This window comes from Microbacterium enclense (assembly GCF_004022425.1).
In the GTDB taxonomy this organism is placed as follows: Bacteria; Actinomycetota; Actinomycetes; order Actinomycetales; family Microbacteriaceae; genus Microbacterium; species Microbacterium enclense_A.
In genome coordinates, this window is record NZ_RBZY01000075.1 from 1 (window position 1) to 10146 (window position 10146).

A 10146-nucleotide genomic window follows, 5' to 3' on the forward strand; every position below is an offset into this window, starting at 1 on the left:
CCCGTGCCTCCGGCAATATCGTCCTCCGCGAGACGCTGAAGCAGACCGAGTTCGTCGTCCGCCGCAACCTCCGGGGATGGATGAGCGCGGGCGAGGGCGATTGCGACGAGTTGTTCGCATCGCTCACCGACGCGATCCGGGCGCGCGACACGGCGCGGTCGGCGCACCTGTGGCTCACCATGCACGGCCTGTACTGACGGCGCGGCCGCGAGCGCAAGGCATCCTGTCCTCCGCGGCGATCCCGCTACCGTGACGTCATGACCCGCATCGAGCTCCGCGACCTCCGTAACGACGACCGGGATGCCGCCTACGCGGCGATGCGTGCCAGCGCGTCGACCTGGCCGCGGGGCGAGGTTGCCGATCGCGCCGCCTTCGACGCGTGGGTGGATGCCGATCGGGTGACGGCCCGCGCGATCGTCGACGAGGACACGGTCGTGGGTCTCGCCGCGACGCTCGACGTCGACGGCGACCGGGAGGCTCTGCTCGCGGTGTCGCCCGAGACCTCGCGCGAGTCGGCGACGGAGGCCCTTCGGCTGCTCACCCTCGCCGAACCGGAGCGTCCCCTTTACGCGTGTGTCGCCGCCGACGACGACCCGTCGCACGACACGCTGGCCCGACTCGGGTTCGTCGAGCACGGGCGCGACGGCGCTGACATCGTCTACGTTCTGCCGCCGACCCTGGAGTGAGCCGCCCGGGGTGTCCGCCCCTCCGGGACGTTCGGGCGACGGACATCCGCTGAACGGCCCTGTCATATACCCTAGGGGGGTATGGTATCCAGTATGAACGGGTACGACGGGAACAAGGACGACCTGCAGAAACGACTGCGGCGCGTCGAGGGGCAGGTGCGCGGGATCGCACGGATGGTCGACGAAGACAAGTACTGCATCGACATCCTCACGCAGGTATCCGCCGCGACGAAGGCGCTCGAGACCGTCGCGCTGTCGCTCCTGTCCGACCACCTCAGCCACTGCGTCGCCGAGGCCAGCGCCGAGGGCGGCCAGGTCGCCGCCGAGAAGATCCGCGAGGCCAACGACGCCATCGCCCGCCTCGTCCGCTCCTGACCCCGAGGAGAACACCATGAAGGAACGCATCGAACTCGGTCTCCGTGAGGCCGTGGCATCCACTCCTCTTCCGGAAGGCGCGGTGATCCAGGAGATCGGCGTGACCGGGATGACATGCGCGCACTGCGTCCGCAGTGTGACCGAGGAGATTTCGGAGATCGCCGGGGTGCAGGGCGTGTCCGTCGACCTGCGCGTCGGCGACGTCTCGCGCGTCACGATCGCCAGCGACGCCCCACTCGACGCCGCCCTCGTGCGCGACGCCGTCGAGGAGGCCGGCTACGACCTGGCGGCCGACCCCTCATGAGCACCACCGACGTCGAGCTCGACATCACCGGGATGACGTGCGCCTCGTGCGCCACTCGGATCGAGCGCAAGCTGAACAAGCTCCCCGGCGTCGAGGCATCCGTCAACTACGCCACCGAGAAGGCGCGCGTGCGCGGCGACGACCTCGACCCCGCGGATCTCATCGCGGTCGTGGAGGCCGCGGGCTACGCCGCCGCCGTGCCCGCGCCGCCGGTCCCGGAAGAGGTCGAGACCGACCCCGAGACCGACGCCCTCCGCCGCCGTCTGCTCATCAGCCTCGCGCTGGCGGTGCCGGTCGCGGTGCTGTCGATGATCCCCGCACTGCAGTTCGAGAACTGGCAGTGGCTCGCGCTCACGCTCACCGCCCCGGTCGCCGTGTGGGGCGCATGGCCGTTCCACCGCGCGGCGGCGGTCAACGCCCGCCACGGCGCGGTCACGATGGACACGCTCATCAGCCTCGGCGTCATCGCCTCGTTCGGCTGGTCGCTGTACGCGCTCTTCTTCGGCGGCGCCGGAATGCCTGGGATGACGATGAGCTTCACGCTCTTCGGCGCACCGACCGCGGGTGCGCACGAGATCTACCTCGAGGTCGCTGCGCTCGTGACGGTGTTCCTGCTCGCCGGCCGGTACGCCGAAGCGCGGGCGCGCACAGCCTCGGCGAGCGCGCTGAAGGCGCTCCTGAACCTCGGCGCGACCTCCGCCACGAAGCTCGACGACGGCCGGGAGCGGACCGTCCCGGTCGCAAGCCTCGTCGTCGGCGACGTCGTCGTCGTGCGACCCGGCGAGAAGATCCCGTCCGACGGTCTCGTCATCGACGGCACCTCGGCGGTGGATGCCAGCATGCTCACCGGCGAATCCGTGCCGGTCGAGGTGGCCCCCGGCGCCCGCGTCGTCGGTGCCACGATCAACGTCGGCGGCCGTCTGGTCATCGAGATCACCCGCGTCGGCGCCGACACCGAGCTCGCCCGCATGGGACGCCTGGTGGAGGAGGCGCAGACCGGGAAGGCCGAGGTGCAGCGGCTCGCCGACCGCGTGTCGGCGGTCTTCGTGCCCGTGGTGATCCTGCTCGCGGTCGCGGCGTTCATCGGATGGCTCGTCGCGGGTGGCTCCGTCGAGCTGGCCCTCACCGCCGCGGTGGCGACGCTCATCATCGCCTGCCCGTGCGCCCTGGGTCTCGCGACCCCGACGGCACTGCTCGTCGGAACCGGACGCGGGTCGCAGCTCGGCATCCTGATCCGCGGTCCTCGGGTGCTCGAGCAGACGCGCCGCGTCGACACGATCGTGCTCGACAAGACCGGCACCGTCACGACCGGCCGCATGGCCGTGACCGACGTGCTGCCCGCCGATGGCGTGGACCGCGCCGAGCTGCTCGCGGTCGCCGCAGCCGTCGAGGGCGGGTCCGAGCACCCCGTGGGTCGTGCGATCGCCACCGCCGCGGGGTCCGCTGCGCCCGTCGAGTCGTTCGCCGCGCACGCGGGGTACGGCGTCCAGGGTGTCGTGGACGGATCCGCCGTGGTGGCCGGCCGGCTGTCGTGGCTGCGCGATCAGTGGAGCGTGGGGGTTCCGGCATCCGAGGTCGAGCCCCTGTCGGCGAGTGGAACCGTTGTCGCGGTCGCGCGCGACGGGCAGTACCTCGGTGCCATCGTCGTCGCCGACACGGTGAAGCCAACCAGCGCCGAGGCGATCGCGCGGTTCCGCCGCCTGGGCCTGCGGCCCGTGCTCCTCACCGGAGACAACGCCGCGACCGCCGCCCGCGTGGCCGCCGAGGTCGGGATCGACGACGTCCGCGCCGAGGTGACGCCGGCCGAGAAGCTCGACGTCGTGCGCGCGCTGCAGGCCGAGGGCCGGGTCGTCGCGATGGTGGGCGACGGCGTCAACGACGCGGCCGCCCTGACCGCGGCCGACCTCGGCATCGCGATGGGCGGAGGGACGGATGCCGCGATCGCCGCGAGCGACGTGACCGTGGTGTCCGGCGATCTCCTCGTCGTCGCCGACGCCGTCCGCCTCGCGCGCCGCACGCTCGGCACCATCAAGGGCAACCTGTTCTGGGCCTTCGCCTACAACGTCGCCGCNGATCCCGGTGGCGATGGCCGGTCTGCTCAACCCGGTGGTCGCGGCCGCCGCGATGGCGCTGTCGTCGGTGTTCGTCGTGACGAACAGCCTGCGGCTGCGGCGCTTCCACGCGGAGCCGTCCGTGGCGCGCTGACGCGGACACAACGAAGGAGATCTGCTCCGCCGTCTCCGCCGGTCACCGGCCGGCCGCGGCCGCGAAGCCGGATCTCCTTCGTTGTGTCCCGGAGGTGGGACCCGACGGCACGGAGCGCGGGGCGACCGGACGGGTCACGCCATCCGCAGGTCTGCCTCGATGGCGCGCGCCGCGGCGAGCAGCGCCGGGATCAGCCGGTCGGTGACCTCGGCCTCGGGATAGCGGCCGCTCGCCATCGACAGGTTGATCGCCGCGACCACGGCGCCGTCCCGGCCGTGGACCGGCGCCGCGAGCGACTGCAGCCCGGGCTCGAGCTCGCCGTCGACACGGGCCCAGCCCTGCGCGTGCACCCGCTCGAGTTCCTGCCGCACGGCGGCGGGGTCGGTCAGCGTTCGGGGGGTCCGGGGCGCCGGGGGCTCGGCATCCAGGATCCGGTCTCTCTCATCGACGGATGCCGCGGCCAACAGGACGCGACCCATGCTCGTGATCGCGGCGGGGAACCGCGTGCCGACAGTGATGCCGACCGACATGATGCGGCGCACAGGCACGCGTGCGACGTACACGATGTCGGTGCCGTCGAGCACCGCCGCAGAGGCGCTCTCACCGACCGCTCGCGACAGGGCCTCGAGGTGCGGCTGCGCGACCTCGGGGAGCGACAGGGCCGAGAGGTAGCTGTAGCCGAGCTCGAGCACGCGCGGCGTCAGCGCGAACGAGCGCCCGTCGTTCCGCACGTATCCGAGGGTCTGCAGCGTGCGGAGGAAACGGCCCGCTGCGGCACGCGTCACGTCGGCGCGGCGCGCCACCTCGCTGAGGGTCAGCTCGGGGTTGTCGGCGTCGAACGCGCGGATGACCGCGAGCCCGCGCACGAAGGCCTGCACGATCTCGCCGGGGCCGTCGCTGTTGTCGAGGGGCTCGGCGTCGGTCACCGGCTCACCCTATCGACCGGCCGCTGACCGGCGTCACCGCTCGAGCACGACGGCGAGCCCCTGGCCCACGCCGATGCAGATCGCGACGACCGCGACCCCCGAGCCGCGGCGCGCGAGCTCGTGCGCCGCGCGGCCGATGATGCGACCGCCGGACGCGCCGAGCGGGTGACCGATCGCCAGCGCCCCGCCGTGGACGTTGAGCTTCTCGGGGTCGAGATCGGGCCATCCGGCGAGGCACGCGAGCGACTGCGAGGCGAAGGCCTCGTTGAGCTCGACGACATCGACGTCGGCCCACGTCTTCCCGGCGCGCGAGAGCGCCTTGTTCGCGGCCTCGATGGGGGCGATCGGGAACACGTCGGGGTCGACGCCATGGGCCGCGCGACCCGCGATGCGCGCGAGCGGCTCGGCATCCAGGGCTCCCTCGCCGCCGATCAGCACGGCGGACGCGCCGTCGTTGATCGGCGAGGAGTTGCCGGCCGTGACGCTCCCCTGCCCGTCGGCGGCGAACAGCGCCTTCAGTCCCGCGAGCTTCTCGACCGACGTGTCGTCGCGGATGCCCTCGTCGCGGGTCAGCGCGACGCCGGGCACGGCCACGATCTCGCCGTCGAAGACACCCGCCGCCCAGGCGGATGCCGCACGCTGGTGCGAGCGGACGGCGAAGGCATCCTGGGCCTCCCGTGTGATGCCCCACTCGCGCGCGATCTTCTCGGCGGATTCGCCGTTCGAGATCGTCCAGTGCTGCGGCAGCGCGGGGTTGGTCATGCGCCAGCCAATCGCGGTGTTCCACATTGTCGCGTTGCCGGCCGCCGGGAACGGCTTCGCGGCCTTCTCGACGACGTACGGCGCACGGCTCATCGACTCGACACCGCCGGCCAGCACGACATCGGCGTCGCCGGACTCGATCGCGCGCGAGCCCTGGATCACCGCCTCGAGCGACGACGCGCAGAGCCGGTTGACCGTCGTCCCGGTGACGGTCGTCGGGAAGCCGGCGAGCAGCGCGCCGAAACGCGCGACGTTCCGGTTGTCCTCCCCGGCCTGGTTGGCATCCCCGAAGACGACATCGTCGATCCGGGCGGGGTCGAGACCGGTTCGCTCGACCGTCGCCCGCATCACGAGCGCGGCGAGATCGTCGGGACGCACGGATGCCAGAGCTCCTCCGGCACGACCGAAGGGCGTGCGGACGGCGTCGTAGACGTAGCTGGCGGTCATGTCAGGCTCCTTGCTCGATCAGCGTGAGACCGAGCAGTTCCTCGATCTCGGCGTGCGTGTTGTCGCCGAACAGTTCCCGCACGCGGAATCCCTCGGGGGTGACGTCGAAGATGCCGTGATCGGTGTAGACGCGCGAGACGCAGCCGGCGCCCGTGAGCGGATAGGTGCACGCCTCGACGAGTTTGGGCGCGCCCTGCTTGGTGAGCAGGTCGGTCATGACATAGACGTCCTTGGCCCCGATGGCGAGGTCCATCGCGCCACCGACCGCCGGAATCGCCCCGGGTTCGCCGGTCGACCAGTTCGCGAGATCTCCGGATGCCGAGACCTGGAAGGCTCCTAGCACGCACACGTCGAGGTGACCGCCGCGCATCATGGCGAATGAGTCGGCGTGGTGGAAGTAGGCGGCCCCGGCGAGCGCCGTGACCGGCTGCTTTCCTGCGTTGATCAGGTCAGGGTCGACCGACCCCTCTGCCGGCGCGGGACCCATTCCCAACATTCCGTTCTCGGTATGCAGCACGATCTCAAGCCCCTCGGGCAGGTGGTCCGCGACCAAGGTCGGCACGCCGATACCGAGGTTCACCACGGCCCCTTCGGGGATGTCGGATGCCACGCGCGCGGCGAGCGCGGTGCGGGAGACGCGGGTGGTCATGCGTCCGATCCGTTCCGAACGAGCGGGAGCCCCTCGATGTCGACGCCGCCGACGAAGACGCCGTCCTGAAGCCACCGGCGCTCGCCCACGGCCACGACCCGGTCGACGTACAGCCCGGGGGTGATGACGGCCTCGGGGTCGAGGTCGCCGAGCGGCACGATCTCATCGACCTGCACCACGGTGGTCTTCGCGGCGGCGGCCATGATCGGTCCGAAGTTGCGCGCGGTCTCGCGGTAGACGAGGTTTCCCCAGCGGTCGGCCCGATACGCGCTTATCAGCGCGACGTCGGCACGGATCGGGTACTCGAGCACGTAGTCGCGCTCCCCGATGCGACGGGTCTCCTTGCCCTCGGCGAGTTGCGTGCCGTATCCGGTCGGGGTGAAGAAGGCGCCGATGCCGGCGCCGGCCGCGCGGATCCGCTCGGCGAGGTTCCCCTGCGGCACGAGCTCGAGTTCGATCCTCCCCTCGCGGTAGAGGGAGTCGAACACCCACGAGTCACTCTGGCGCGGGAACGAGCAGATCATCTTGCGCACCTGCCCCGCCTTCAGCAGTGCGGCGAGGCCTGTGTCACCGTTGCCGGCATTGTTGTTGACGACGGTGAGGTCGCGGGCGCCGTGCGCGATGAGCGCGTCGATGAGCTCGACGGGCTGTCCGGCACGGCCGAATCCGCCGATCATCACGGTCGAGCCGTCGGCGATGCCCGTCACGGCCGCCGCGACGTCGGGCACGGTCTTGTCGATCATGGGTCCTCTGTTCGTCCAGCGAACGTGCGTTCGTTGAGCGATCGTACCCTCGCGGCGGCGAAGACACCAGAGGCCCCCGCCACCTCATCCGTTCGGACGAACTTCCCCGCGAGGCGGGGTCCATGAATGCTGAGATCACGCGGGACCCGGCATCTGAACGAAACGTGTGCGCGCTATTTTGTGCGCAGAGTCCAGACCCGCGGTCGCCGGATCGGTCTCGCGCACGGCCCGGGCGGCCCTGCGCCGCCGTCGGGCGGGGGCCGGAATTGGGGGCGGTCCCCGTCTGACAGCTGTCAGAGGCGCGAGTCGAGCTCCACCCCGAGCCGAACGCCCCACAGCGCCAGCTGGGTCCGATCGGTCACGCCGATCTTCTTGAACGCCGAATGGATGTGCGTGCGCACCGTATTGACGGAGAGCACGAGTTCGGCCGCCACCTGCTCGTTCGAGGTCACCCCGGTGCTGAGCAACTGCACCACGCGGATCTCGGACGGACTCAGGGATGCCAACCGCGCCCGGTCGTCGTCCGTGACCCGCCGCTGCGCAACCTCGGCGAGGAGCGACCGGGTGACGCGCGAGGACACGAGCGCGTCGCCGCGGTGGGCGGCACGGATCGCCTCGACCAGTTGCGAGCTGTCGTGCGTCTTGAGGAGGTATCCGCTCGCTCCCGCGGCGAGTGCCCGGCGCACCAGGTGGTCTTCGCCGTGGCTGGTGACGGCGATGACGCGGATCTCCCCCTCGGACGCCGCGACCACCGCGCGCGTGGCGTCGATCCCGTTCATTCCCGGCATCTCGAGGTCCATGAGCACCACGTCCGGGCGCTCCGCGAGGGCTGCGGCCACGGCATCCGTCCCCGTACCGGCCTCGCCGACGACAGCGATGTGCGCGGTGGATTCCAATCGGAGACGCACACCGCGGCGAAACGGCCGGTTGTCGTCCGCGATCAGCACCCTGATCGGCATGCCGTCAGTCACGCACGCTCTCCCGCACCTCCGCGAACGGGACGTCGACCGACAGCCGCCAGCCGCCCGTGCCGTCATCGGTGGCATCCACGGTTCCCTCCATGAGCGCGAACTTCTCTCGCAGCCCGTCCAGGCCCCATCCGAGCCCGAGGTGCGCCTCGTCCGTCCGCGCGCGGCTAGCGGCGTCGTTACTCACTCGGACGCGGAGCCGATCGGCATCCACGATCACGTCGACCTCCACGGAGGCTCCCGCCGCGTGCTTCGCGGCATTGGACAGTCCTTCCTGCACCGCCCGGTACGCCGTCGCCGAGACGACGACGGGAACGAGATCAAGGTCACCGCGAACCTGCACGGAGACATCCATTCCGCGCTCGCGCCAGAAGCCCGCGAGGGTGTCGAGGTCCCTCAGGTCGGGTGTCGGCGCGTGGATGACCTCCTCGACGGCCCGTAGGTCGCCGAGCGCACCGTAGAGACTGGCGGCGGCGTAGCGCCCCTCGGCACGGACCTCCTCGATGAGCCGCAGCGCCTGTTCGGGATGCGCGGGCGCGAGCTCGGTGGTCGCATCGCACAGAGACACCAGACCCGCGAGATGCTGGCCGGCCACATCGTGCAGCTCTTGGGCGATCCGCCCCCGCTCGGCGACGCGCGACCTTTCGATGGCCGCCGCCTGCTCCTCCTCGAGGTCGAGAGCACGCTGTCGCGCCCGTGCCGCGCGTCGTTCCAGCACCGCCCACAGGATGCCGAGCGCGACACCGGCGAACGAGGTGGATGCCAGTGACACCCCCTCGGTGAGCAGGAACCCGATCACCCGCTCGGCGGGTGCCCCGAGACTGGCCGCCCACGACGCGAGCGCGACGAGCGCGCCGACCACCGCGAAGGCCGCCCAGGCGACGGCGACCGACGTCGGACGAGCGGTCCCGAGCGCGAACATCGCCATCGCGATGACGAGGTGCATGGGGCTCGCCCAGTTGGGAACCGCGAGCGCCACCGCGACGATGAGGTAGAGCACGACGGTCGCCATCATCGCCGGGACCGGACGGGATGCCGCGAGCATCAGGGCGGCCGCCTGAGCGAGACACGCCAGCACGGTGAGGGTGACGACGACGGCCGGGGGGAGGGCGCTGTCCCACGTGCCGCCACCGGAGAACAGCGTGAGCACAGGCACACCGCACACCTGCACGACGATGGCGACGAATACGACTCCCACGAACAGCGGCGAGCGCATCAGCGCGACGACCCGGGGGCTGGCGACCTGCTCCATCCCCCCTTCCTACCGGGCGAAGGTGTCGTGCCGCCATCTCGCTACCGACCTGGCCGATCGGTGGTGCACCTCCTCATGGGTGGTACACTCAGGGCATGCCGACCACCCGACCGCGTACGCAGGTGACGCATACGCCCGCCATCGAAGAGGCGTTGCGCATCGCCCGTTTGCGGTGGCCGAACGAGAGCCCGTCGGTGTTGTTGGCGCACCTCGTCGTGGAGGGAGCGCGGACGGTCGCGGCATCCCATCCGGAAGCGACCGCCGGCCGACTCCAACGGATCGATGCGGTCGTCGGAGAGTTCGCGGGCATCTACCCCGACGGGTACCTCAGCGACCTTCGCGCGGAGTGGCCCGAGTGATCGTGCTCGATGCGGGTGTCGTCATCGCTCTGTTCTCACCGGGAGACGCTCATCACGATCGCGCGAAGAGCCTCTTCGCCAGCCAACACGGGCCTCTCTTCATGCATCCCCTCACGGCAGCCGAGACCCTGGTGGCTGCCGCGAAGCTCGACAGAGAGGCCTCATTGTGGGCGGAGCTGCAGAACCTCGGCGTCGAGCTGACCGATATCGGGCCCGCTGAACCGATGCTGCTCGCCCGCTTGCGCGCGGAGCACGGGTTGAAGATGCCGGACACCTGCGTTCTGGCGGCGGCGACGCACGCACACGTACCGCTGGCTACATTCGACGATCGTCTCGGCTCCGTCGCCGACAGCCTGGGTATACGGCATCCGATTCCGCCAGTGGGCTGAGCACCCTCCAACACCGTTCGGGTTCCAAGCCCTCCCGCTCCCGCAGACATGAGAAAGACCCCCGGGATGAACCCGGGGGTC

At 71.0% G+C, this 10146-nt stretch carries 11 protein-coding genes and 2 pseudogenes; 7 read left to right on the forward strand and 6 right to left on the reverse strand.

Annotation, left to right across the window (positions count from 1 at the left end):
- The 5 genes and pseudogenes from D8Y23_RS16870 to D8Y23_RS14900 form a co-directional block, all read left to right on the forward strand.
- A pseudogene (locus tag D8Y23_RS16870) lies at positions 1–197 on the forward strand (hypothetical protein); the annotation flags it as partial.
- 60 nt (positions 198–257) lie between these two features.
- The gene (locus D8Y23_RS14885; RefSeq protein WP_128218862.1) at positions 258–686 is read left to right on the forward strand and encodes a hypothetical protein; all 429 of its coding nucleotides are present in this window, start codon (positions 258–260) and stop codon (positions 684–686) included.
- A gap of 93 nt (positions 687–779) precedes the next feature.
- A complete protein-coding gene (locus D8Y23_RS14890; RefSeq protein ID WP_128218870.1) occupies positions 780–1061 on the forward strand; it encodes a metal-sensitive transcriptional regulator in 282 nt (93 codons plus the stop codon).
- A gap of 16 nt (positions 1062–1077) precedes the next feature.
- Positions 1078–1365, forward strand: a complete 288-nt coding sequence (locus D8Y23_RS14895; RefSeq protein ID WP_128218863.1) for a heavy-metal-associated domain-containing protein — start codon at positions 1078–1080, stop codon at positions 1363–1365.
- Positions 1362–3570, forward strand: a pseudogene (locus D8Y23_RS14900) (heavy metal translocating P-type ATPase). Before D8Y23_RS14895 ends, D8Y23_RS14900 begins: the two are co-directional and overlap by 4 nt.
- 134 nt (positions 3571–3704) lie before the next feature.
- Here the strand turns inward: D8Y23_RS14900 and D8Y23_RS14905 are convergent.
- From D8Y23_RS14905 to D8Y23_RS14930, 6 genes are all read right to left on the reverse strand, one after another.
- Positions 3705–4448: an IclR family transcriptional regulator domain-containing protein gene (locus D8Y23_RS14905; RefSeq protein ID WP_205797271.1), complete on the reverse strand. Its 744-nt coding sequence runs from the start codon at positions 4446–4448 to the stop codon at positions 3705–3707.
- A gap of 81 nt (positions 4449–4529) precedes the next feature.
- A complete protein-coding gene (locus D8Y23_RS14910) occupies positions 4530–5705 on the reverse strand; it encodes a thiolase family protein (RefSeq protein ID WP_128218865.1) in 1176 nt (391 codons plus the stop codon).
- A 1-nt stretch (position 5706) separates the two neighbouring features.
- The gene (locus D8Y23_RS14915; RefSeq protein ID WP_128218866.1) at positions 5707–6354 is read right to left on the reverse strand and encodes a 3-oxoacid CoA-transferase subunit B; all 648 of its coding nucleotides are present in this window, start codon (positions 6352–6354) and stop codon (positions 5707–5709) included.
- Positions 6351–7097 carry a 3-oxoacid CoA-transferase subunit A gene (locus D8Y23_RS14920; RefSeq protein ID WP_128218867.1) on the reverse strand — a complete coding sequence of 249 codons (747 nt, stop codon included), beginning with the start codon at positions 7095–7097 and terminating at the stop codon, positions 6351–6353. The genes D8Y23_RS14915 and D8Y23_RS14920 overlap by 4 nt, the downstream gene beginning before the upstream one ends.
- A 293-nt stretch (positions 7098–7390) precedes the next feature.
- Positions 7391–8056 (reverse strand): response regulator, encoded by a 666-nt coding sequence (locus D8Y23_RS14925; protein WP_128218871.1) that lies wholly within the window; start codon positions 8054–8056, stop codon positions 7391–7393.
- 4 nt (positions 8057–8060) lie between these two features.
- On the reverse strand, positions 8061–9317 hold the full coding sequence (locus D8Y23_RS14930) for a sensor histidine kinase (RefSeq protein WP_164878263.1): 1257 nt from the start codon (positions 9315–9317) through the stop codon (positions 8061–8063).
- Positions 9318–9412: 95 nt separating this feature from the next.
- Between D8Y23_RS14930 and D8Y23_RS16875 the strand changes: the two genes are divergently transcribed.
- Together D8Y23_RS16875 and D8Y23_RS16880 are read left to right on the forward strand one after the other, a co-directional pair.
- Positions 9413–9676: a hypothetical protein gene (locus D8Y23_RS16875; protein WP_164878264.1), complete on the forward strand. Its 264-nt coding sequence runs from the start codon at positions 9413–9415 to the stop codon at positions 9674–9676.
- Positions 9673–10065 carry a type II toxin-antitoxin system VapC family toxin gene (locus D8Y23_RS16880; RefSeq protein ID WP_164878265.1) on the forward strand — a complete coding sequence of 131 codons (393 nt, stop codon included), beginning with the start codon at positions 9673–9675 and terminating at the stop codon, positions 10063–10065. Before D8Y23_RS16875 ends, D8Y23_RS16880 begins: the two co-directional genes overlap by 4 nt.
- Positions 10066–10146: the final 81 nt, after the last annotated feature.